Genomic DNA, 24,868 nt, shown 5'->3' on the forward strand with positions numbered 1-24,868 from the left:
CTTAATTTTCCCCCTCCTAATGTAGAGGGGGAATTTTTTATCAAATATTTTGTTAACTACATATTGACAAAAAATTAATTGTTAGATATAATTTGTTACAAGAGGTGAAAAGAATGAAAAATTACAAGATAATTAAAAATAAGATTAAAATAATTGTTTTAAATAACAATATTTTTGCATGGTGGTGGACAAGCGGCAATTGTCCGCCACCTTTGTCGTGGTAAATTTATCAAAAAAGGACAATTGCCGGGCATTTTAATGTGCCCGGCTTTTTTTTTACTAAAAAACAAAGGGGGTATTAGTATGAGAGAATTTGTAAATTTAAAATTTGAGGAGATGCCTAAAGTATGGTACAACGTTTTATCAGATTTACCTTTCAAATTAGATCCACCTCTTGATCCAGAAACAAATAAACCTATGTCTCCTGAAAAGCTTTTAAAAATATTTCCTGCACCACTTCTTGAACAAGAAGTAAACGATACTGACAAATTTATTGATATACCAGAAGAAATATTAAAAGAATATGCAGTATACAGGCCTACTCCACTTATAAGGGCAAATTTTTTAGAAGAATACCTTCAAACACCTGCGAAAATATACTATAAATATGAAGGTCAAAGTCCAACAGGAAGTCACAAAACAAACACCGCACTTGCACAGGCATATTACAACAAAATCTCAGGAGTAAAAAAACTTTACACAGAAACGGGAGCTGGACAATGGGGAAGTGCTTTATCATATTCTGGATTAAAATTTGGAATAAATGTAAATATCTATATGGTTCGCGTTAGCTTTAACCAAAAACCAGCACGAAAAAGCCTTATGAATCTTTTTAATGGAAAAGTAACTCCATCTCCAAGTAGAAACACAAAATCTGGAAGAAAATACGAAGAAAATCATCCTGGAAGCCTTGGAATTGCAATAAGCGAAGCTATGGAAGAAGTTTTACAAAGAAATGATTCAAAATATGCACTTGGAAGTGTTCTAAATCATGTACTTCTGCATCAGACAATTATTGGATTAGAGATAAAAAAACAACTTGAAAAATTAAATATTCAACCAGATGTAATAATAGGATGCCATGGCGGAGGATCAAATTTTGGCGGAACAATTCTTCCATTCATTCCAGATAAATTATCTGGAAAAAATATTAGATTTATCGCTTGTGAACCTGAAAGTTGTCCTACATTAACAAAAGGAGAATACAGATATGACTTTGGAGATACAGCAGGGTTTACTCCACTTTTAAAAATGTATACACTTGGTAAAGATTTTATCCCACCATCTATACATGCAGGTGGTTTAAGATATCATGGAGCAGCTCCAATAATTTCTGCACTTTTAAATCACAATCTAATAGAAGCAAAAGCGTTTTCTCAAGAAGAAACATTTAAAGCCGCTCGATTGTTTTCAAAACTTGAAGGTATTATTCCTGCTCCAGAATCTTCACATGCAATAGCCGGTGCAATAAAAGAAGCATTAAATGCAAAAAAAGAAAATAAAGAAAAAATAATTGTATTCACACTTTCTGGCCATGGATTATTTGATTTAAATGCATATATATAATATTTTTCAACAAATATAATCATACAAAACAATTTTCAAATTTCAATGATATTATATTTATTTTAATTTGTATATTATTGATTTTTAATTTATGAAAGTTTTAAGATAATAGTAGAAAAGGTGAATATTGATAAAATTAACCCCTCATTTGGAGGGGTTAAAATGATAGAAAATATTTAAACTAAAAAATAAAAAAACTAAATTTAATTAAACTTATCAAAATTTTGTTTAAAAAAAGTACTAATATAATTTTTGTATATTAAAAATATATGGCATTTAAATGATCGGAAGCTCTACAAGAAAAGTTTTAAAAGATTTTGCCAAAAGATACAGAAAGTATCAGTTTTTTCTGTTTTTAATAACTATTTTACTCGTCTTGTTGAGTGCATTCAGACCTTTCCTGCTCCAGAGGTTAATCGATATGTTGAAACAAAAAAGCAACTATAGTTTTCAAATTTGGTATTTTACTTGTTTTAGTAATGATAATTGAAAGATTTACAACATACATTGCAAATTTAATTCATACTATATCTTCAAGTAAAGCTATTTCAAGAAAATAATCAAGAATTATTTCACATACCTTAAACCTAGATTATGAAACACTAAAAAATTATAACTCAAGTAATATAGTTTCAATGCCAACATCCGATATTTATAAACTTGCACCCTCTATGGTTAACTTTATTTCTACAGTTGTATTTAATATTATCCATTTTCTGGTAATTTCAGCAATTTTAGTATGGCTAAATATTAAATTATTAATTATAGCATTTTGTTCCTTGCCAATATATTATTTGCTTTTAAAAACTTTTGAAACATGGCTAAACTCACACTCAAGAAATGAAAGAGAAAAATATAGTGAAAAAAATGAACTTTCTTCAATGAATTTTAAATGGAATAATTAATCTAAAAAGCTTTTTGCTCACAAAAAATTTGCAAAAATCTGAAATATGGGCTGATAGTAGGATAAAAAGTTATTCAATGTACATACTTATACAAAATTTCATAGCTTCCATAACATATGTAACAAACGGAAAAATAAGTCTTGGAACACTAATAGCATTTTATTCCTACAAGCAATTAATATGCGAACCAATACAAATAATAAACTCTGAAATTATTAAAATTCAAAAACTTGAACCTTATGCAGAAAAATATATTAAATTTTTATCTGAAAAGATTGAAAAAGAAAAAGGAAGCCAAACAATCGAAAAAACAAGTATTGCAGTTGAAACATTAAGCTTTGGATATGACAAAAATTTACTTGAAAATATAAGCTTTGAAATAGATGAAAATGAAACAATTGCAATTGTTGTGAGAAACGGAAGTGGCAAAAGTACCTTAATGAAAATACTCATCAATTTATTTAAAAACAAATCAGGGAAAATTTATATTTGTAATAAAAATCTTGAAGATATTCCAGAAGAAAATATTAAACACGCTATAAAATTAGCAAAAATTGACTTTAAAAATCTAAATGATCCAGTAAGTGAAAACACACTTTCGGAAGGACAAAAAATGAGAATAATACTAGCTAGAGCACTTGCAAGAAAACCTAAAATCTTAATTTTAGATGAAACTCTTTCCGGAATAGATACTGAAATTGAAAAGGAAATAATAAAAAATATCAAAAAACAAAATATTACGACAATAATTATTTCACACAGACTTTCTAGTATCACACCTTGCGATAAAGTATTATTTATAGACAATGGAAAAGTCAAAATGGACACCCATGAAAACATTTTAAAGCAAGATAAATCATACTCAGAAATTTTAAAATCTCAGTTTATTTCAGCTTAGCTCAGGGAAAAACAGGGCTTTTTTATATTAGTCTATGTAATCTTTTTGATAAAAAACATCGAGAAAAATAAAAAATAAGTAAAGTGTGTATAAAGATAAAATAAGGATTAATTACCTATGACAAATTATGTGGTAAAATAACTAAGAAGAAAAAAAAACAGAAAGGGGGTAAAAAATGAAAAGCTTTGTAATGAACATATGGATAACTACTTGGAAAAAACTATATGGTGAAAATATAGTAAATGAGTTATCTTCAAAATTTAACTTAGATGAACAAAATCTTTTAATTCCAACCAATAATGTTCCAGATGAATTGGTTGTCAATTTTTCCAAAGAATTGGCTCAAAAGGTTGGAAAAACATATGAAGAGCTCTGGCAAGAAACAGGATACCACAACATAAAATCTTTTCACTCTTTCTATCCAAGTTATTTTAAAAAGGAAGGAGCTTTATCTTTCATAAGTGCAATGGATAGTGTCCATAGAGTACTCACTAGAAGGATAAAAGGTGCAAAACCTCCAAGAATCATATATAACTATATTGATGAAAAAACTGCAGTTATTAGATATGAATCTCACAGAGATTTTAGAAACTACTTTTTAGGTCTTTTAAAAGGAGCAGCAGACTTTTTTAACGATCCACTAAAAATTGAAATCCTAAAACAAGATAATAATTCAAATGGTTCATTTATCGAAGTAAAAGTTGTTGCTACAAAGCCATATGGAAAAAGTGTAAAATTAAAACTTTACAAAGCTATCTCATTCGGTCTTTTAAAAAGTTTTACTACAAACTTAACTGTTATAATACCAACACTAACCTTTATACTTTCATTTTTATTTACAAAATACTTAGGTGCTTTACCTGGATCTATATTAACTGCGATTTCAATTCTAATGGGACTTCTTCTAATTAATAAAGATTTAAAAAATACCACAAAGAGTGTTGAAAAAATGATCAATATTTACAAAGAAAAAGACTTTAATGATATTTTGATAATATCTGGAGAAAAGGATTTTGAAAAATTATCAAAAAGCAATGTCGAAGCTCTATCAAATCTTAGAGAATTTTTTATAGGGCTCCAAGGAGATACTGAAGAAATTTTAAATTTCTCTAAAAAGACTTTAGAATCATCAGATGCAATTCAGGAAGAAATAGGAACAATGAAAGAGCTTTCAACACAGGTAGCCGATACTGCTGTCCAAATTAGTAATGATGCAGAAAGAATTTCAGAAGCGGTAACTTCAAATGTGGACACTATATCTCAAACAATAAATGAACAAAATCAAATAATAAATGACTTAAACACAGCAGTTGAAAAAATAATAACTGCGGCAAAAAATGTAGAAAATTCGGCATCAGGAATTAAATTAATGAGCGAGGAATTTGAAAAAATAACAAAGGAAAGTGAAGAACTCAAAAATCAGGCAAGTACAATCCAAGAAATTGCAAATACCGTTATGAATATAGCCGAACAAACAAACTTACTTGCACTTAATGCAGCAATAGAAGCTGCAAGAAGTGGAGAAGCAGGAAAAGGTTTTGCCGTAGTTGCCGATGAAATAAGAAAACTTGCTGAAGAAAGTAAAGAATCTGCCGTTAAAATTTCTCAATTTCTATCAACTGTTTCAAATGGTATCTCTCAATTAAGTTTAAGTGTCACAAAGGGATATGAAGAGCTTAAAAATCAATCATCTGAACTTGAAAATAGTGCACAAAAAAGTAAAGAATCAAGTGAAATTATTTCTAATATCACTTCTCAATTAAATGCTCTTGTTTCAACTTTAAACTCTGAAACAGAAAAACTTGAAAATATAACAACAAGTATACAAAATCTCCTTGCAATATCTGAAGAAAGTTCTGCAACAGCAGAAGAAATTAGTGCTACAATACAAAAGTTCTTGGATGAACTAGGATCAGTATTTGAAAATGTAAGAAAGACCATAAGTCTTATACAGACTATACAAGATAACTTCAATGAAATTAAAATATAAATGGCTCGGAAAACCGAGCCATTTTTTTACGTTCTATCAAAATATTTATCAATCTCATTAAAGGTAAGTTTTAAAAACAAAGGCCTTCCATGTGGGCAAGTTGTCAAATTTCTTTTAAAAACCTCTTCAATTAGTTTTTTTGCTTCACCTTCGGTAATATCATACCCTGTTCTAACAGCAGACTTACATGCTTTATCAGCTATTATATGCTTCATATTTTTTGTTCCCATCGAAGGTATCCTATATTCATCTATAATTTCCTTAAATATATCCTCAACATCTGATGGCTTTATAAAAGATGGTATAGATAAAATTTTAACCGATTCATCTTCAATTTTTACTTCAAATCCATTTTCTTTCAATTCATCAATCTTTTCTTTAACAATCTGCTTTAAACTTTTTCCAATCCTTATTTCGATAGGAATAATTAAATCAACTTTTTCAATACCCACTTTTAATTTTTCTAAGATTTGCTCGTAAATAAACCTTTCGTGTGCCGCATGAAAATCCATTATGTATATTCCATCTTCCATTTCAAATAAAACATACCTCTTTTTTAAAATAACTACATCATTTTTTACTTCTAAATTCTTTTCTGATATATCAAATAACATGCTTTTAGAATAATCTACATAATTTACACTTTCTTTGAACACACTATTGAATTTATCTTGAAAACTGTCGTTAGAAAAGCTAACATTTTTCGTCTCAAAACTGCTAACCTCTGATTTTGTTGTTTTCTCATTTATAGGCTTAACAAATATTTGTTTTGAAACAAATTTTTTTAATGCCTCTCTCACCGTTCTTGTTATGTCTGAATATATAATATTCGGATTTGAAAATTTTACCTCCAATTTTTGTGGATGAACATTAACATCAACCAGTTTTGATGGTACATTAATAAATAAAACACCGTATGGATGATCAACAAGTGCTTCACCATACCCATTTTCAAAAATGTAATAGAGCATTTTATCCATAACAAATCTTTTTTGTACAAAAAAGATCTGTCCTGTCCTATTTTTTCTATGATAATTAGGCGATGAAATTATCCCTTCAACGTATTTACCATTTATTAATGTATATTCTTTGACTTCAGGAAATATAAGTTTGAATCTTTCCTCAAGATTTGATGCTCTTGCGTTATATATTATTTCATTATCCGCTCTAAAGATAAATTCAACATCTGGATTTGAAAGCAAAAATTTTTCTACGTATTCTACTACATACCTTTTTTCCGTGGCTTCAGATTTCAAAAATTTACGTCTTGCAGGAACATTAAAAAATAAATCGTATACTTCTACTATTGTCCCTTTCTCAACAAGTGGATATTCATTAACAGATTTAATCTTTCCACCTATTGCCTCAAGTCTATGAGACTCACTTCCATTATTTGATGTAATAACTATCCTACTGACCTTTGCAATAGATGCCAGAGCTTCTCCTCTAAATCCAAAGGAAGATAGGTTATATATATCATCAAAATCATTTATCTTACTTGTTGTATGTTCATAAATAGAAAGGAGAAGGTCTTCACGTCCCATACCTTCTCCGTTATCTTTCACTTTTATATAACTTTTACCACCGCTTTTTATCTCTATCTCAATCTTTGTAGCACCTGCATCAAGTGAATTTTCAACAAGTTCTTTTACTACTGAATAAGGTCCTGCAACAACTTCTCCAGCTGCAATCTTTCCAATTACATGCTCAGGAAGTTTCTTTATCTTTCCCACTCTATAACACCTTCGATTCAAATGGTTTTAACCTTATTCCTTCAAATTCCTCTTCATGTCCAGAAATGTTATGATATATTCTAAGTGATTTTTCTCCATTTGTTACTGTATAACCAACTACAAATTCACTTGTTCTTAAATCAACAATCCATGAGTTTGTCATCCATTCATTTTCTTTTCTAAATTTAATCCATCTTTTTACAGTATTTAATAGACTGTCTTCTCTTTGAGATTGTTCCTCAACAGAAACACCAGTAAATGCATGGTTAAACCCTACAGATTTCCAAAGGGTTTGACCATCGCCAGAAAGTGAAGAATACCAAGGGAATGGTTCAATTACACTCTCAGTAAAGTAAGGATCATACACTCCCTTCATTCCAAGCTCATCGCCATAGAAAATAAATGGAATTCCTGGCGTTGTAAGGAGCATTGCAAAAAATACCTTTCTTTGATCCTCAGACTGCAAACTTGAAGCAAGCCTTGTCATATCATGGTTGCTGGAAAAATTTGAAGGAATGTAAAGTCCTCTATCATCGGTCAATGTTCTTGAAAAACAATCCCATATTTTATAGGTATTTCCATGATTAATTGATTCTCTCAATGCTTCTGTAAAATAAAAATTAAAGGAGCATCCAATTGTTTTTGCATATTCAGCAACTATTTCAGGTGCATCCCATACTTCAGTTACTGCAAAAACATCACTTTTTATACTTCTTGCTTTATCCATAATCTTTTTCCAAAATTGAATATTTTTTTCGTGATTGTAACTGAACTTCTTTTGTTGAAGATCATAATCATAAATATGTTTTGCAGCATCGAATCTAAAACCATCTATACCCATATTTAACCAAAATTCAACTATTTCAAGTGCCTTTTCAACAACCTTTTCATTTTCATAGTTTAAGTCTGGAGATGAACCTCCAAAAACACCATAATACCATCTACCATTATATGGATGCCAGATAACTTCATTATCCCAAGGTCTTTTCTCATTTAAGTCTACTCCATCATCTGCCCATAAAAAGAAATCTTCATATTTTTTATCGCCAGATACAGCAGCTTTAAACCATGGATGCCTTGATGATACGTGATTTAAAGGAAGATCAATCGCAATTTTTATTCCAGCCTCGTGAAGTTTTTCAACCATTTCTTTAAATTCATCAAGGGTTCCATATGAAGGTGTGGTGTCAAAGAAATCTATAATATCGTATCCATGGTAACTTGGAGCTTTAAAATGAGGCATTATCCAGACAAGATCAACACCTAAATCTTTTAGATAAGAAACAGCATTAGAAAGACCTTTAAAATCACCTGTTCCATCGTTGTTGTAATCATAAAAAGAGCGGATATAAATTTCGTATCCTACCATCTCTACTCCTCCTTGAATACTTCAAATTTTAGTGAATCACCATTTATTTCCATTATACCGTATGTTTCCATAGCTGTCCCTGGATTTATGAAACGCTTTCCACGGTATACTCTATCATCAGGTACATGACTATGTCCATATAATATAACATTAACATCATTATCAAACCAATTTACAATCCTTTCTGGAATTCTTATATGAGAACCGCTACCATGGGTCAAACCTATTGTAAACTTTCCAATTTTTACAACCTTTTGAGCAGGTAGATAATCCTTCACATCATAATCATCCATATTTCCAAATACGCCATGGAAATTTCTATTCAAACTTTGAAGAAACAAAACAGTATTTAGATCAACAAAATCTCCCAACGCAAAAATACCATCACATTCTTTTGCAATTTCCACAATTTTTGGATGCACTTGAAAGTTTCTGGTTGGAATATGAAGGTCGGAAATTACTAGAAATCTCATAAATACACTCCTTACACTTATTGTAATAAACCATTTACAAATAGATCGATGTTTTTTTGAGTTTTTGAGATATAAGATATATTTCTGTAATCTCTATCCTCTTTTAAAACCTCATTAAGTACCTCCACTGCTTGCATATCCAAAGTTCCTTTTTTAGCTGTATCATAGGTTATTTCAAATGCTTTTTCTTTTTCAAATCCTTTACGATATGGCCTATCCTCTAAAAGTGCGGAAAAATAATCTGCAACCTGTAAAATTTTATCCTCAAAACTCATCTCGTTTTCTTTTAATTTAAATGGATAACCACTTCCATCAATTCTTTCTTGATGCCTTACAGCAGGATAAAACCAAGATTCATCTTTGTAATCATTCAATACAATATATGAATAATAAACATGCTTCTTCATTATTTTTATTTCATCATCCGTTAACTTTCCTTTTTTTTCCAAAATCTTAAAAGGAGTAGTTATTTTTCCTACATCATGATAAAGACCTGCGATAAAAAAACTATCTTGGTCAAGTTTTGCTGTTTTTGCCATATCCCTTGCAACTGTTGCAACACGCCATGAATGATCTTTTGTAAATTTACTCTTTGCATCAACAATAAATGAAACAAGAACACCTTCATCAACCAGATTTTCATTTTTTAGTTCTAAATCATTCCCAAGCAAATAATCTAACAACATTTTTCTATTTATTATCCCATGTTTAATATCATCTAAAGCCCATATTAAAAACTCTCGTTTTAATATATCAATCGTTGCTTTAAATATAAAATCAAAAAATCTACTTTTTATTGATAAAATTGGAAAAAATAAGTCATCATAATCCACATTATCATTTATGAAATGATATTTTGCTATTTCCTCAGAAATGGAAAGTATATTAGCATAAATATCATTGCCACATCCTTCATCTAAAAACTTTAGAAGTGCATGATGTTTTAAAATAATCTCGGAAATATCTCTTAAAAATTCAAATTGGTTAACAATAAAGCTGCCTATAACCGTATGCAGCCTTGTTAATTCATTTCCACTTGGAATATCATGGTTTATTAGGTATGATGCATTAATATCATCTAAAACAAAGTTTTCGTGTGGAATAAGAACGCCAATATCATGTAGATAACCAGCAAGGAAAGCCTTTTTTGGATCTAGATTAAGGCTTTTTGCAATCTCAGAAGCTAAAAATGCAACCTGGAGAGAATGAATCCCAAAGTTAGGGATCAAATTTATTAGATTAAAAAGTATTTTCACATTATCTTTCTCCCTTATCTGAATACATCCTTAGATCGGCAAGGTGCATTATTTCCCAAAAGTCAGTACTTTCGTCTGGATAAATTGCATGACCGCATGAGATACCAAGCTTTATTCTCTTTCCTTCAATAATTATATCATATTTTTTAATAGCATTTTTAATACGTAATTTTATAGTTTCCACATTTTCAATGTTTTTTGTTAAAACTATGAATTCATCTCCACCGTACCTTACAATTTCATCTGTTGATTTTAATATATTCCTAATCCTTCGTGCAACTATCTTTATTACTTCATCACCTATCCTGTGTCCGTATGTATCGTTTACAGCTTTAAACTTATTTAAATCACAAAAAATTATAGCAATTCTATCTCTATTGTTCTTTTCAAAATACTCTTCAATAAAATGTCTATTTTTTAATCCTGTAAGATGATCAATGTATTTTTGCAAAAACAGTGATTTAAGTTCTTTAAAATTAGAGGCGTATATAGAAAAATTTTTTTGAAAGCTGTTTAAGAATAATTTATCTTTGAAAGTTAACCTTTTTGGTTTAAAATAATCAATATTTAATACCCCAAAAACTTCGTTATCAAACATTAAAGGAACACCTATCCATGAACGTATTCTCGAACCCGGCATCCAAACATTTAATTTAAATGGATCTGCTACATATTTCCAATTTCGAGTTTTCAAAACTGTATCAAAAAGTGTACTTTGTGAATTTGAAATTTTTCTTTCTATACTTTCTAAATCATACTTTTTATATTTTCTTGACAAAGAAATAAAAGAAGGTCCGTTAATTTCGTCATATTCAATAACTGACCATCCATCAAATTTTAGATGAGGACGCGTCTTTATCATTAATTTTTCAAAAAAGGCTTCAATTTTATTTTCCTTCAAAACTTCAACGGTAGTTTCAAGTACTATCTTTGAAGTGATAAGATCAAAATAATTAGAAATAAATTTTTTAATCTAAATCCACCTCCAAAATCTCATTTAAGGCAGTAGATGGATACTCTTTCTTTAGCTTTTCAGCTTTACTTTTAGAAATTCCAGGAATCTTTGCAAGTTCGCTAATACTATACTCAGCTACTTTTTTTCCAAGAACGATACCTGTTATCGAGCGCATACCATGATCAACAATATATATGTCAGATTTTTTATCAAATTTTCCAATAACTCCAACTAAAATCGGATAGGTTCCAAGTGGTCTTCCAAAAGTTATATTTCCCTCCACAAATTCAGGTATAACTCCTTTAACTATTGAACCTTTAGGAAATACCTTCTTTATCATTTCACTATCTATTTCATTTCTTATGAGATATTTATAATGCTTAAATAATGCCTTATTAACTTTTAATCTTTTTTTCTGATTGTAATACCACAAAGGTGTGTTAGGTACAACCATAAGCTGTCTTAAATTTATACGCCTCAAAAGGATATTATTTTCTAGGTAATACTTTAGCTTTTGGTATAAAACCTCATATGATTTTTTTGTTTCTCCGGCAAGACCAAATATAAAGTTTAATCCTGGAAGAAGCTTTGGAATACCATTTATTCTAATTCCACCTATTTCATTTACTAACTTTATTGCAAAATCTATATCTTCCACTGTTCCCTGAATGTTGTTCTTTTTTCTAACAGCTTCATCAAAACTTTCCACTCCAAAAGAAAAAATGTCTCCTTCTGTATTATTTTCAACAATTATTTCTATCGCTCTTGCACTATCTGGAAAATGTTGTGCAATAAAAGCAGGATTTGCATTGTCAGTATGCAAAACTTCTAATTTTGGTGCTACACTTCTTATACCATTGTACAACTCCTTTATTAACAAAACGTTAATTTTATTTGAATTTTTATCTAAACCGTACGCAAGTATATTTGCACTTCTTCCAAGCCTAAAAGCTTTTACACCATTTTTGTAAAGCTTTTCAACTTCTTCTATAATATCTTTTACAGGTCTTGAAATAAATTTTGGATGCAAAATAGGCTCACTGCAAAATGTACAGTAAGTTTTTCTTTCACAGCCAAGTGAAACTTCTATTTCACAAATAATATCTGGAAAACGTGGGTGCATTTTAACTATTTCCGCCCCAAGAAGAGATACATTTCTTACTACCTCATAATCAACTTTTTCAAATGCATATTTTAAAAAATCAATAGCCAGATCATCTGCGTATACTTCTTCTGGATCATTTATAAAATTAACAGTTGCACCAGTAAGAATTCTAAATGGCTTTTTGTTAGATGAAAATATCTTTTTTATTTCATCAATGCTTATAGGAGTTCCACCAATGTATTTTCCTGGAACAGTTATTGAAGACAAAATCACCATTACATCGAAATTATTAAATGAAGAAAATAAATTTTTCTTTCTAACTTCATCAATGGTTGTATATTTGACTTCAAAATCTTTAAAAATTAACGTGCCCGCTATATAGCGGGCATATGTACTCAGATATGGTGGTACTCCTAAAACCGCAGGTTCATCAACATATCCATCAATTATTATCGCGGACTTCATTTTCGATTTCCTTTCTAGTTTCTTCACTTGCCTTTTTAATTGTTAGGTAAAAATTATCAATTTTGTACGTGCCTTTTTCTTTTGATAAGGTAAGTTCTACTTCCAGTCCTTCTTTATCTATTGCAAAAATTTCAAGGTCATTTCCAGATATTTTTGCATCAAACCAAAGAAATAAATTTAAAATATTATAAATTTTCATTGGAAAATCACTTTTATCCACAAACTTAAATTCTGACAAAACATTTTCAAATGTCTTGTTGTCTGGAAGATAAATATATTGCATTTCAGTCAAAACTGAATGGAATTTTCTTGCTATCTTTGTTATAAACCCATTTCTTTTTTCAGCTTTTATATTAAAAGTTTTTTCTGAAATTGTAATCTCTCCATCAAAGTCATCAGATATTTTGTGGTATGAAAGGTACTGATAAAAAATATCTTCTAAATCCTTGATAGGAGGAGAAAGTTTTAAAGTTGTTCCTTCTCCAATATAATAACGCTCACCAAGCTTTACCCAAATAACCTTTTTTGGAACCTTTACAAAAACTATTTTATCTCCGTCCCTGTAATAAACTTCTTCGTATCTAACCATCTGTAATTTGTCCTCGTTATATTCAAAAGTAAGTCTTAGAGCATGATAACTAATAGCAAAAATAAAAGAAACAAATAGTAAAAAGGAAAAAGAATATAATTTTCTCACAATTTCACCTCTTATAATCCATCACTTACAAGGCTTATATTTAAAATTGGTTCAAAATCTTTTACTACATAATCTTGACTTTGCTGCTGTTCATACGTATAAAGCTGATTTTGAGGCCTTTTGATATCAAACGTGAAAAATGAAACTGTTACAGCAGCTCCAACTATGATCAAGACTAAGGATGACTTTTTCAATCGGCTCATTAGTCTTTGCCTCTTAATATTTTTTATTATTCTATCTTCGAGTAGATCACCAGGTTTATACATTGTCTCAATTTTAACAATAGATATTATTTCTTTGTACTTTTCCTCGTTCATGCTATACCTTCCTCCTCAAGTATCTTTTTAAACTTCTCTCGTGCGTTGTGTAATCTGCTTTTCACCGTTCCTTCCGGTATTCCTAGAATCTCTGCAATTTCTGAGTAAGAAAGTCCATCAATATCTCTCATCCTAATTAATACCCTTTCTTTTTCGGATAGTTTTTCAAGTGCTTTTAGAATCTTTTCATATAAAATTTCCTGGGTAACTTCTTTTTGGACGTCCGTTTCTTTATCTGGAATATCTATTTCCACATCATCTTCACTGTTGTTATTTTCAACACTGAAAGTTTTTTCATTTTTCTTTTTGTATTTTTCATACAGTGTATTACAAACATTTACGGTGATTCTATATATCCAAGTTGAAAGAGAAGAATCTCCTTTAAACTTTTTAATACCCTTGTATATTCTCAGCATCACTTCTTGGATAACATCATCTACATCATCTGTTCCAAAATAACTTCTTGCAAACGCACCAATTTTTGGAGCATACTCTCTATATAGTCTTCTATAAGCCCACTCTTCACCTTTTTTTAAAGCTTTTATAAAATTTTTCTCATCATTCCACACTATTTGACCTTCCCTTTTATTTGAATGTTCATTTGAAAAATTCAAGTATTTCACCACCTGAAATCTCTCTAAATTCTAAAGCATCTAAAAGAGCTTTTCCCTCATAGCAGTTGTTAAAGTATACATACTTTGGACCTTTAAAGTCTTTTATATCTTTGTATATTTTAACAAGCTCTTGCCTTGAATATTTGTAATTATACCTTTTTTTTGCATCTTCTTCAAACCACATTTTATTTCTTCCATGGAGTCTTACATACAACCTTTCTTTTGCTTTTACAACAAATGGTAAGAAATCTTTTAGTGGTGGTTGGTCAATGGTAACTATTTCAAAATCATCAGTATCAAAATCAATCCAAGAAATATGCCTTAATTCAACAAACAGATTATTGAACTTTTTTGAAATTTTATAGAGAAATCTTTCGTTTTCATCGGTTCTTTTAAAAGAAAAAGGAAACTGTGCAAGATATCCAATAAGTCTTTTTTCTTCAACCATTGGTTTTGTGGCATCTAAGAATTTATCTACATATGAAAGATCATGTTCATGTGTAATTTTCCCGTATAACTTTATTGAAAAGTAGAAATTACGCGGAGTATTTCTTAGCAGTGATACTATCGTCCTAAATCCAGGCATCTTGTAGTAGGTATAATTTAACTCCACGGTGTTAAATTTATATTTACCTATGTAATATTTTAGCATTTCATTTTTCTTTATGTTTGGATCATAGACTTTACCAATCCAATCATCGAACTGAAATCCACTAGTACCAACGTATATCATCTTCCAACTCCATATTCTAGGTGTTCAACAAGATGAAATGGAATATCATCAATAAAGCTTTTGCCACGTCTAATAATGTAATCATTTCCGTAAAAGATTCTTGATGAACCTCCAGCGCTGTAGATTATATAGAGAAAATCTTTTGCACGAGTAATTGCAACGTAGAACAATCTTTCTTCTTCGTCTAATGCTCCATCTTTTAAACTCATTATGTGTGGAAAATCCCCTGGATTTACACTTAAAATGAATACTACTTTCCATTCAAGACCTTTAGCTTGGTGTACAGTTGTTAAAGTTACTTTTTCGGTTTCCTTATCAGATTTACCTTCTTGTGCTATCTCATAACTTTCACTTACAAGTATATCAGATAGAAAGTTTTCAGGTGTTTCATAGAATGAGGCCATTTCTATTAGTCTTACTACGTCTTCTTTTCTGTCCCTTGCATCGTCAAATATTTCTTCCATCTTTTCCTCGTAGAATTCCTCATAGAAAATTTTAATTCTTTCCCCTGGATTTTTAATTTCTTGTGATTTTAATATGATTTCTTTTATTTTGTTAAAGTCAGAGCTTTTTTCTTTGATCTCGTTAAATGCATCTAGTCCTTTAGATGCAAGTTTTTCAGATATATTGTTTGATTTTATTTTTCCTATTCCTTTTGCAAGTTTTAGTAATCTTATCCAGGATATTTTTTCTTCATAGTTTACAGAAACTTTTAAGAATGCAAGACAATCTTTTACGTGTGCTGTTTCTGTAAATCTTAGACCAGAATAAAGTTTGAATGGTATACCATGTTTTGATAGTTCAAGTTGAAGTTCAAGTGAGTGAGAATGGGCTCTATAAAGTACGGCTATATCGTTTAGAGAGACACCTTGCTTGTTGTAGTTTAGTATTTCATTTGCCACAAAATCAGCTTCGTCGTAGTGGTCAAACACCTGTACTAAAAATGGTTTTACTCCTGTACTTCTTTTTGCACGCAACGTTTTGTGTATGGAGTTTTTTGGAAGCATTTCATTTATAAGGTTTACTATCTCTTGTGAGCTTCTATAGTTGGTTTGAATCTTGAATATTTTTGCCTCTTTTTGAAAGTCAAGTACATTTTCAAAGCGCGCACCTCTGAACGAGTATATACTTTGTGCGTCGTCTCCAACGACCATGAGATTTCCATGTACTTCTGAAAGTAAGTTTACAATTTGAAATTGAACTATGTTAGTGTCTTGAAATTCGTCAACAAGTATCCATTTATATCTGTTTGATTCTTTTAATCTAATTGCTTTGTTGGTAGATAGAATTTGTAAGGTGTTAATTAAAAGATCGTCATAGTCAACCGAATTTTGCTGCATTTTTTCTTGTTGATATTTTATTAGGATCTGTTCTATTAAGCTTTCTTGTTCTAGATATCTTGGATTGTATTTTGCAATAGCTTCTCTTAGAGAACATAGAGTGTTATTCATATAGGAGTTTATGATTAATAGTTGCTTTGCATTTGGAACAGTTTTGCTTTCAGATTTTGGAATTATTTGACTTCTTGCACTTTCCATTACATCTTTTGCATCTTCACTGTCTAGTATTGTAAAGTTTGGTTTTAGTCCTATTATTGTTCCGTATTTTCTTAGAAATAAATTGCATATATGGTGGAATGTTCCTGCAGTGATTCCATCAAGTGTAGAACGTGAAACAAGTTTTGCTCTCTGTAGCATTTCTTTTGCTGCTGCTTTTGTAAATGTAACAAGTAGTATTTCAGAAGGTTTTACACCGGAAGATATTAAGTGGGCTATTTTGTATGTTATCACCCTTGTTTTTCCACTTCCTGGTCCTGCGATTACAAGTGTTTTTCCTTTCGAGTTTACGACCGCTTCATATTGTTCATCGTCAAGTTCGGCTTTAAAATCTATCATTTTTTCATTCCTTTCTTTTATTATTTATTTTTTAGTAGTAATAATAATATATACTAAAAAAGTGGAAAGTTATCTTGAAAAAATTGCATTTATTTGGCATGAATATTTGATTTGTAACTTTCCAAATTTTTGAAAGAAAATTAACCACCGCCTGGAAATAAGTTTTAAAAGTATAGTTTTTTCAGTACTTTTAATGGTAAGAAGTTATACATTGTCTTAAATATTATAATCGATTCAATTGCGTTTTAAATTAGGTGGTAAGAAATTCTCATTTTTGTAAGTAAAATTTCTTACCGCTGGTAAGAAAAACTATATATAGTGTGATTTATTTTCCAAATACCAATATGTAGTAATATAACTTTCCAAATTTTTAACCAATAAGTATTAAACCTTTTTCAATATAAGCCTTTGCAAGAGTTAACATTTGACCCCAACCAAAAGCACATCCGTACCTAATTTCAAGCTCATCAGTATTTTTTACCAATGTATGATCTATTATCGTTATGTATGTTCCGCCATCTACACTTTCTTGAAATTTCATAGTAACCTTGCTTCTAAATCCGTCTTCGTATTCGTACCACCAAAACTCCCAAAGTTTTTCGGGAATTATTTCAACAGTATATCCATTATCAGTTACAACTTCACCGTTGGTAAGTCTTTTCCATCTAAAGGATATCTTTCCACCATCTTTAACTTCCATTTTCATACCATCTGTAAACCATGGATCCCAACCGTTTTCGTTTACAAAAACTTTCCAAACTTTATTTTTTGGAGCATTTATGTATTCTACAAACTTCATTGGTGGCAGTTTTAACATTTTTTACCCCTTTCTAATTGAAAGCAATACTCCAAGTACTATCGATAGCATTGCAGCTGTTAAAACGCGATATTCAGGTGGAAGAAGGAAAGTTATAGTGTGAGCCGGAATCCAGAAAAATGGTATTGTTTTTAAAATAACAAAACCAAAGAATTTTTGCCAGTCTATGTAATCTACTACACTTGAAAATTTAATTGAAAATATATTAGCGATTTTTCCCTTTCCAAGGTCTATATACGTATCGGTAATTCTGTGAAATGCCATAAATGTTGGTGCAAAAATTAGATTCATTAATGCACTTGTGAAAAATGCATGGAGAATTTTATTATTTCCAGGTAAAAGTCCTTTTTTCATTACCACATCTGTTCCGCTTGCAAAAAGTTCAAACACAAGAACAAAACACATACCTAGAAAACCCCATACCAAGAATCTGTAGAATAGACCATATGGTTTTAAATATTTTCCCTTTTGAAGCCTTATTGAAAGTAGTTCACCCATGGTTGCAAGTATGGAAACCTTTAAAAATCCCATAAAGTAAGGATGGGCTCTGTTTAATGCAATGTAAACTTGATGTGTTGGTTTAAAGACGAGCAGAAAAACTATTAGTGAAAATAGTCCTAACCATATAAAATCTCCTTTTTTCATATAATCCTCCTTTTCTATTTACTATGTTTCTCTTATTATTATCTCAGGCTTAAATGCAACAGTTTGTTTTTTTCTTGTAAAACCTTTAATTCTTCTTAAAAGTAATTCTCCTGCACTTTTTCCCATTTCAACTATTGGTTGTTTTATAGTTGTAATATTTAAGATATTAGAGAGTGTGAGGTTGTCAAAACCACACAGATGAAAGTCTTTCTTTGGTACAAAACCTTTTATTCTTGCAAATTCTATTACTGGAAAGGCAAAATAATCGGTTGTAGTGAAAATAATAACCTTATTAGAGCGAGTAAATATTTCTTTTGCAACATTAAAAGCTTCTAGCCAATCTAATTCAATTTCAAAGATCCTTTCTATGGTTCTGCCCTTTTTTTCTACAGATTCAATAAAGCCACTTACCCTTTCTTCGAAAACGGTACTTTCTAGTTTTGACTTTCTTCTATGAGTAATTACAAAGATATCTCCTTCAAAATTTGAAAGGTAATCACCTGCTATCATACCGCCGTAAAAGTTGTCAATGATAACAGAGTCATACTTTTCAGAATCAAATTCAACGGAAACAACAGGAACGTTTTTTGGTATATATTGTTGGAGAAGTCTATCAACATTTAGTGCATCTATAATAACTCCATCGGTTCCAAGAACAAAATCAGAACTTTCCCTTACAAATTTGTATCTATTTTCACTGTATAATGGATAGACAAATGATGTGTATCCTTCTTTTTCAAAAATTTCATCTATACCAGAAAGTAGTAGTTGATGAAATTCTCCAACCATTTGTGGAAATATTGTTGTAATTATTTTTGTATGTCCACTTGAAAGTCTTCTTGCATGTGGGTTTGGCATGTAGCCGAGTTCTTGTATTACTTTTAGCACATGTTCCTTTGTTCTTTGATTAACGTGTGGACTGTTATTTATAACTCTTGATACTGTTCCAACACCAACTCCAGCTTTTCTTGCAACATCTTTTATAGTAACACTTCTTTTTTTCATTTTAATATCCTCCTTAACATATCAAATGCGTGTAAAGTTGAGCGATTTCTAATTGTTTGTCTGTTTCCTTTAAAGTAAAATCTTTCAGTCATGAATATGTCATTTTCCCTTGAGTATGCACAGATCCATACTGTACCAACAGGCTTTTCTTTTGTACCGCCTGTAGGACCAGCGATTCCTGATATTGCAACTGAGTAGTCTGTATCTAATAATTTACTTACTCCTTTTGCCATTTCTTCTACGCATTCTTTACTTACCGCTCCAAATTTTTCGAGTGTCTTTGGATTGACATTTAAGAGTTTTTGTTTTACTTCATTAGAATATGCAACAATTGAGCCTTTAAAAACTTTTGAAACTCCGGAAAGATTTACAAAATTGGCGGAAACAAGTCCACCAGTACATGATTCTGCAAATGAGACGGTTTTATTTTTTGAAAGCAGCTTTTCAAATACTATTTCTTCAATAGTTTTGTCATCGAAAGCATAAATATAATCTTTAAGTTTTTCACTTAACATATTAACTATTTCATCTACAAGTGCTTTTTCACCTGTAAATCTTAATTCTACACCGCTAGTATGACTTGCCATTGTCGCTACATTTACCTCTTTATACTTGTAAATTATATCTTTGTATTTTTCTACAAGAACTGCTTCTGGAATATTTATGGTTTTAATTCTTCTTTGGTAAATTTTATTTTCTTTTTCGATGAGGTTTAGTGCCTTTTCAAATATAGGTATCATTTCAACAGGAGGACCGGGAAGTATTAAAATTGTACTTTTTGGAGTTTTTAAAAGCATTCCTGGTGCTGTACCAACTGGATTTTCTAAAACTGTAGCATCTTCAATTACCATAGCTTGTCTTTCTACTATTTTCGGTACATAACTGTGAAACTTTTTTGCCTTTTCAATAATTTTTTTTGATAAATTTTCATCAAGAATAAGGTTTTTTTCAAGAGCTTTTGAAACAGCCTCACGTGTTAAATCATCTTCCGTTGGTCCAAGTCCGCCAGTTGTTACTACAAGGTCGGTTGTTTCAAGAGAATCTTTTATTTCTTTTACTAGCAAATCTAAATCATCTGGAAGGGTTTTGATAATTTTTGTTTTATAGCCGTATTCTAAGAGCTTTTTTGAGATATATTTTGAATTTGTGTCTACTATAATTCCTTCGACAAGTTCATTACCAATTGCTATTATTGATGCAGTTTTCATAGTTTCACCTCTTTTTTGGAACGTTTCCAAATATATGATACCACAAAAAAATAGAAGCTGTAACTTTAAAGAAACACGAATTATAACAAAAAATAGTAAAATCTAAATAAAAGGAGGGATAATATGCCTCAAAGGTTTATTGTTGTCACAGGTGGGGTATTAAGCGGAATTGGTAAAGGTATATTTTCTGCATCTCTTGCGAGAATATTAAAAGACAGTGGGGTAAATGTTAATATATTAAAAATTGATCCATATTTAAATGTCGATGCTGGTACGATGAATCCAAATCAGCATGGAGAAGTATTTGTAACTGATGATGGATATGAGGCAGATCTTGATCTTGGACATTATGAAAGATTTCTTGGAATTAATGTTTCAAGAAAAAATAATATAACAGCTGGACAGATATATTATTCTGTAATAAAGAGAGAAAGAGAAGGGAAGTATTTAGGTTCAACTGTTCAGATAGTTCCACATGTTACATCCGAGATAAAAGATAGAATTAAGACTATGGATGGCGATTTACTTGTGATTGAAATTGGCGGGACTGTTGGAGATATAGAAGGAGAAGTTTTTTTAGAAGCAGTTAGAGAGCTTGCTTTTGAAATTGGAAGAGAAAAATTTCATTTTGTGCATGTAACTTACGTTCCATATTTAAGAACCACAAACGAGTTTAAGACAAAACCAACTCAGCAATCTGTTCAGCTTCTAAGAAGGATAGGTATCCATCCAGATACTATTATAGTTAGAACAGAAATGCCTATAGATGCAAATAGTTTATTTAAAGTTTCTTTGTTTAGTGGAGTTCCAAGAAATAGAGTTATAAATCTTCCAGATGCATCTAATGTATATGAAGTTCCAGATGTTCTTCATTCTTTGAATCTTCACAAATTAATCGCTAAAGAGCTTGGTCTTGATATAAATGATAGTTTTAATTGGAGTTATCCCAAGTCTTTTGAACTCTTGAAAATAGGTATAGTTGGTAAATATCTGGGAACAGATGATGCTTACAAGAGTATAATTGAATCTATATATCTTTCAGGTGCTCAAAAACCTATAGTTATTGACGCACAAGAACTTGAAGATATGACGGATGAGCAAATCAAAAACTATTTAGATGATTTTGACGCATTGATTATTCCAGGAGGGTTTGGTAGAAGAGGAATAGAAGGAAAGATAAAAGCAATAAAATATGCAAGGGAAAATAAAAAACCAATTCTTGGAATTTGTCTTGGAATGCAGCTTATGGCTATAGAATTTGCTAGAAATGTTGGAAAATTAGAAGGTGCAAACTCTACAGAATTTGATGAGAATACCCCATACCCAGTAGTCAATATGATGGAATCACAAAAAGAGGTATTAAATCTTGGTGGGACAATGAGGCTAGGGGCACAAAAGACACAAATTATGAAAGGAACTCTTTTAAGTAGAATTTATGATGGACAAGAGGTTGTGTATGAAAGACACAGACACCGCTACGAAGTTGATGCAGAAGCATTTCCTCAATTATTTAAAAATCCAGGAGAAGAAGGTTATAAACTAACAATATCAGCAAGATCTGATTTTGTTGAAGCAGTTGAACTTGATGATCATCCATTCTTTGTAGGTATTCAATATCACCCAGAATATAAATCAAAAGTTGGAAAACCTCACCCTATTTTTAAGTGGTTAGTAAAGGCTGCAGGAGGAAAAATAAATGATTGATTATCATATACACAGTAATTTTTCTCCAGATTCAAATTCAAGTGTAGAAGATATTGTAAAATATGCAAGAGAAAAGAATTTGAAGATTATAATTACGGATCATTACGAGGCAGTTGAAAAGGATCATAACTTTAAATTTGATGTAAAAAGCTATAAAGAAGCAATGAAAAAATATGGACTTTTAGTTGGAGTAGAGTTTGGATGGGATGGTAAATCAAAAATTGACATAGATTTAAAAGAATTTGATTTTGTTATATTATCATACCATGCGTATAAGGAGTATGATGATATTCAAAAGATGTATGAAAATTATTTAAAGGATTTGTATAATATAATCGAAGTTGTCAATGATTTTCATGTATTAGGTCATCTTGATTTTCCTAGAAGGTTTGTAAAAAATAATGAGCCATTTTCAAAAAAATTATATCCATTGATCTCGGAAATTTTTAAGAAAATTATTAAAGAAGGAAAGATATTAGAAGTTAATACTTCTGCAATATACAGATACGGTGAACCAAACCCTTCGTATGATATTTTAAAACTTTATAGAGACCTTGGTGGAAAATATGTTACAATAGGTTCTGACGCTCACAGATTGGAAGATGTAGGAAGAGGTATTTATGATACTTTAGGTAATTTGAAAGATTTGGGTTTTGAATATATAATGGTATTAAATGATGGAAAATGGGATATGGAGAAAATTGTCTAAAAATAAAGAGGAGGAGGAGGAGAAAGTATGATTGATGCAAAACTTGTTAAGGAATTAAGAGATAGAACAGGTGCTGGAATGATGGATTGTAAAAAGGCACTTGAAGAAGCAAATGGAGATATGGAACAAGCTATTGAAATTTTAAGAAAGAAAGGTATTGCAAAGGCAGCAAAGAAAGCTTCAAGAGAAACTGGCGATGGAATTATCGCAGCTTACGTTCATTTTAACAAAAGAATTGGTGTCTTAGTTGAATTAAATTGTGAAACAGATTTTGTTGCAAGAACAGAAGACTTCCAAGAACTAGGTAACAAAATTGCAATGCACATTGCAGCAATGTCACCAAGATGGGTAAGAAGAGAAGATGTCCCACAAGAAGTTATTGAAAAGGAAAAAGAAATCTATAGAGACCAATTAAAAGATTCTGGAAAACCAGAACATGTTATTGAAAAAATCGTAGAAGGAAAATTAAACAAATTCTTTGAAGAAAATTGTTTGTATGAACAAAAATTTGCATTTGATGAAGATAAAACCGTTGAAGAATTAATTAAAGAATCTATTGCAAAGATAGGAGAAAACATAAGAGTTTCAAGATTTGTAAAATATACAGTTGGTGAATAATTTCAAAATTAACTTTACAAAAAAATATATTTTAAAGATTGTTTTAATATAACACAAATTTTTATAAAGGTTTAAACCTTAGGAGTTGATTATAACAAATAAATCTCCCCATCCTTGATTGTTAGGATGGGGAGATTTACTTTGGATTATAACCATTGTTTTTTCTAAAAAGAATTTTTAAACTTTAAGCGTTTTTACCTGTTCAACTAGGTTATTTGCTAAAGCGGTCAATTCTTGAGAAGATGCACTTATGTCTTGGCTTGCATATGCAAGTTGTTTTACAGCTTCCATTATTTCTTCTATCTGTTGTGCTATCATTAAAATTGATTGAGATAACATATCCATTGCACTACTTATTTCTTGTGCTGCTGCTCCCTGTTTTTTCAGAACTTGCTGCTAAGCTTTCTATTTCTGTTGACATGCTTGTTACTTTGTCTGTAATCTTATCAAACTGTTCTACTACTGTTTCTGATTTTATATTAATATTTTCAACTAGCTTAATGACATCTTTAGTTGCTTATCTGCGTTAATTGCACCTTGGCTTATCTGTCCTAATATTTGTTCTATTTGATTTGTTGCTGCTTTACTTTCTTCTGCAAGTTTTCTTATTTCATCTGCAATTACATCAAATCCTATTCTGGACTACCCCACTATTGCTACTTCTATATCTGCATTTAAAGCGAGCAAGTTTGTTTGCTCTGCTATTGAATTGATTGTTTCAAATATTTGTCCTATATTCTTTGCTTGTTCATTCAAATTGTCAACTATATTAGCAGTTTTCTCTCCTCTTTCTTTTGCTTGTCGTAATCACCCCATAGAAAATTTGGAGAAAAAATAAGAAAATGATATCATTAAATTAAAGAGATGAAAGGGGTGTTTTATATGAGAAAAAGGGAAAAATATTCTTCTGATTTTAAACTTCAAGTTGTTAAGGAATACCTTAATTCTGATAAATCTCAAAACGATATTTGTTCCGAATATAATATTTCTCAATCTGCCTTTTCTAGATGGGTTAAAAAATATGAGGAATCTGGTTATGACGATAATGTCTTCAATTCTAAAAAAGGAAGGCCTAAATCTATTATTTCTGATATTTCTAAGGTTCCTCCTTTTATTTATGAATCTGCTGGTATTATTAGAAATGATTCTAATAAATCCAATGATTCTGCATCTTTAAAGAAAAGACTTGAG

At 30.4% G+C, this 24,868-nt stretch carries 25 protein-coding genes and 1 pseudogene; 9 read left to right on the forward strand and 17 right to left on the reverse strand.

Annotated features, from left to right (window positions below):
* Positions 1-303 precede the first annotated feature (303 nt).
* From OB7_RS09335 to OB7_RS09350, 4 genes are all read left to right on the forward strand, one after another.
* The gene (locus OB7_RS09335) at positions 304-1,566 is read left to right on the forward strand and encodes a TrpB-like pyridoxal phosphate-dependent enzyme (RefSeq protein ID WP_114703139.1); all 1,263 of its coding nucleotides are present in this window, start codon (positions 304-306) and stop codon (positions 1,564-1,566) included.
* A gap of 569 nt (positions 1,567-2,135) precedes the next feature.
* Complete coding sequence (locus OB7_RS10235) at positions 2,136-2,471, forward strand: ABC transporter transmembrane domain-containing protein (RefSeq protein WP_428843311.1); 336 nt, start codon at positions 2,136-2,138, stop codon at positions 2,469-2,471.
* A 76-nt stretch (positions 2,472-2,547) separates the two neighbouring features.
* Complete coding sequence (locus OB7_RS09345) at positions 2,548-3,369, forward strand: ATP-binding cassette domain-containing protein (protein ID WP_147275531.1); 822 nt, start codon at positions 2,548-2,550, stop codon at positions 3,367-3,369.
* A 175-nt stretch (positions 3,370-3,544) separates the two neighbouring features.
* Complete coding sequence (locus OB7_RS09350; RefSeq protein WP_114703142.1) at positions 3,545-5,359, forward strand: heme NO-binding domain-containing protein; 1,815 nt, start codon at positions 3,545-3,547, stop codon at positions 5,357-5,359.
* 26 nt (positions 5,360-5,385) lie between these two features.
* On the opposite strand, the gene mutL is transcribed toward OB7_RS09350, so the two are convergent.
* The 15 genes from mutL to OB7_RS09425 form a co-directional block, all read right to left on the reverse strand.
* Positions 5,386-7,092 (reverse strand): DNA mismatch repair endonuclease MutL, encoded by a 1,707-nt coding sequence (gene mutL, locus OB7_RS09355; RefSeq protein ID WP_114703143.1) that lies wholly within the window; start codon positions 7,090-7,092, stop codon positions 5,386-5,388.
* 1 nt (position 7,093) lies between these two features.
* A complete protein-coding gene (locus OB7_RS09360; protein WP_114703144.1) occupies positions 7,094-8,461 on the reverse strand; it encodes an alpha-amylase family glycosyl hydrolase in 1,368 nt (455 codons plus the stop codon).
* A 2-nt stretch (positions 8,462-8,463) separates the two neighbouring features.
* Positions 8,464-8,934, reverse strand: a complete 471-nt coding sequence (locus OB7_RS09365; protein ID WP_114703145.1) for a metallophosphoesterase family protein — start codon at positions 8,932-8,934, stop codon at positions 8,464-8,466.
* Between the two features lie 17 nt (positions 8,935-8,951).
* Positions 8,952-10,190 (reverse strand): HD domain-containing phosphohydrolase, encoded by a 1,239-nt coding sequence (locus OB7_RS09370; RefSeq protein ID WP_114703146.1) that lies wholly within the window; start codon positions 10,188-10,190, stop codon positions 8,952-8,954.
* Between the two features lies 1 nt (position 10,191).
* The gene (locus OB7_RS09375) at positions 10,192-11,091 is read right to left on the reverse strand and encodes a sensor domain-containing diguanylate cyclase (RefSeq protein ID WP_004101008.1); all 900 of its coding nucleotides are present in this window, start codon (positions 11,089-11,091) and stop codon (positions 10,192-10,194) included.
* A gap of 67 nt (positions 11,092-11,158) precedes the next feature.
* Complete coding sequence (locus tag OB7_RS09380) at positions 11,159-12,715, reverse strand: radical SAM protein (RefSeq protein ID WP_114703147.1); 1,557 nt, start codon at positions 12,713-12,715, stop codon at positions 11,159-11,161.
* Entirely contained in the window at positions 12,693-13,412 is a 720-nt protein-coding gene (locus OB7_RS09385) for a hypothetical protein (protein ID WP_114703148.1), read from the reverse strand. Before OB7_RS09385 ends, OB7_RS09380 begins: the two co-directional genes overlap by 23 nt.
* An 11-nt stretch (positions 13,413-13,423) precedes the next feature.
* The gene (locus OB7_RS09390; RefSeq protein ID WP_004100999.1) at positions 13,424-13,729 is read right to left on the reverse strand and encodes a hypothetical protein; all 306 of its coding nucleotides are present in this window, start codon (positions 13,727-13,729) and stop codon (positions 13,424-13,426) included.
* The gene (locus OB7_RS09395; protein WP_114703149.1) at positions 13,726-14,343 is read right to left on the reverse strand and encodes an RNA polymerase sigma factor; all 618 of its coding nucleotides are present in this window, start codon (positions 14,341-14,343) and stop codon (positions 13,726-13,728) included. The genes OB7_RS09390 and OB7_RS09395 overlap by 4 nt, the downstream gene beginning before the upstream one ends.
* Complete coding sequence (locus OB7_RS09400; RefSeq protein ID WP_114703150.1) at positions 14,327-15,076, reverse strand: DUF72 domain-containing protein; 750 nt, start codon at positions 15,074-15,076, stop codon at positions 14,327-14,329. Before OB7_RS09400 ends, OB7_RS09395 begins: the two co-directional genes overlap by 17 nt.
* Positions 15,073-16,971, reverse strand: a complete 1,899-nt coding sequence (locus OB7_RS09405) for an ATP-dependent helicase (RefSeq protein ID WP_004100995.1) — start codon at positions 16,969-16,971, stop codon at positions 15,073-15,075. The genes OB7_RS09400 and OB7_RS09405 overlap by 4 nt, the downstream gene beginning before the upstream one ends.
* A gap of 370 nt (positions 16,972-17,341) precedes the next feature.
* Entirely contained in the window at positions 17,342-17,788 is a 447-nt protein-coding gene (locus OB7_RS09410; protein ID WP_004100993.1) for an SRPBCC family protein, read from the reverse strand.
* A 3-nt stretch (positions 17,789-17,791) separates the two neighbouring features.
* Positions 17,792-18,433 carry an Mpv17/PMP22 family protein gene (locus tag OB7_RS09415; RefSeq protein WP_004100991.1) on the reverse strand — a complete coding sequence of 214 codons (642 nt, stop codon included), beginning with the start codon at positions 18,431-18,433 and terminating at the stop codon, positions 17,792-17,794.
* 21 nt (positions 18,434-18,454) lie between these two features.
* A complete protein-coding gene (locus tag OB7_RS09420) occupies positions 18,455-19,438 on the reverse strand; it encodes a LacI family DNA-binding transcriptional regulator (RefSeq protein ID WP_004100989.1) in 984 nt (327 codons plus the stop codon).
* Entirely contained in the window at positions 19,435-20,646 is a 1,212-nt protein-coding gene (locus OB7_RS09425) for a competence/damage-inducible protein A (RefSeq protein ID WP_114703151.1), read from the reverse strand. The genes OB7_RS09420 and OB7_RS09425 overlap by 4 nt, the downstream gene beginning before the upstream one ends.
* Positions 20,647-20,769: 123 nt before the next feature.
* Here OB7_RS09425 and pyrG point away from each other — a divergent pair, with 123 nt between their 5' ends.
* The 3 genes from pyrG to tsf are packed head-to-tail and all read left to right on the forward strand — an operon-like array spanning position 20,770 to position 23,677.
* Complete coding sequence (gene pyrG, locus OB7_RS09430; RefSeq protein ID WP_114703152.1) at positions 20,770-22,350, forward strand: CTP synthase; 1,581 nt, start codon at positions 20,770-20,772, stop codon at positions 22,348-22,350.
* Positions 22,343-23,059, forward strand: coding sequence for a histidinol-phosphatase HisJ family protein (locus tag OB7_RS09435; protein WP_004100984.1), 717 nt, complete (start codon positions 22,343-22,345; stop codon positions 23,057-23,059). Before pyrG ends, OB7_RS09435 begins: the two co-directional genes overlap by 8 nt.
* Before the next feature lie 27 nt (positions 23,060-23,086).
* On the forward strand, positions 23,087-23,677 hold the full coding sequence (gene tsf, locus OB7_RS09440) for a translation elongation factor Ts (RefSeq protein WP_012579917.1): 591 nt from the start codon (positions 23,087-23,089) through the stop codon (positions 23,675-23,677).
* A 177-nt stretch (positions 23,678-23,854) separates the two neighbouring features.
* Here the strand turns inward: tsf and OB7_RS09865 are convergent, their stop codons facing one another.
* On the reverse strand, positions 23,855-24,022 hold the full coding sequence (locus OB7_RS09865; protein ID WP_170128460.1) for a hypothetical protein: 168 nt from the start codon (positions 24,020-24,022) through the stop codon (positions 23,855-23,857).
* Here OB7_RS09865 and OB7_RS09815 point away from each other — a divergent pair.
* Positions 24,022-24,207: a hypothetical protein gene (locus OB7_RS09815; RefSeq protein WP_147275532.1), complete on the forward strand. Its 186-nt coding sequence runs from the start codon at positions 24,022-24,024 to the stop codon at positions 24,205-24,207. The genes OB7_RS09865 and OB7_RS09815 overlap by 1 nt on opposite strands.
* A gap of 112 nt (positions 24,208-24,319) precedes the next feature.
* On the opposite strand, the pseudogene OB7_RS09445 reads toward OB7_RS09815, so the two are convergent.
* A pseudogene (locus OB7_RS09445) lies at positions 24,320-24,451 on the reverse strand (methyl-accepting chemotaxis protein); the annotation flags it as partial.
* Between the two features lie 108 nt (positions 24,452-24,559).
* Here OB7_RS09445 and OB7_RS09450 point away from each other — a divergent pair.
* Positions 24,560-24,868 (forward strand): transposase (locus OB7_RS09450; protein ID WP_170128461.1); only part of this gene is annotated, 309 nt, incomplete at its 3' end.

Origin of the sequence: Thermosipho africanus Ob7, from assembly GCF_003351105.1 — a bacterium.
Lineage (GTDB): Bacteria > Thermotogota > Thermotogae > Thermotogales > Fervidobacteriaceae > Thermosipho > Thermosipho africanus.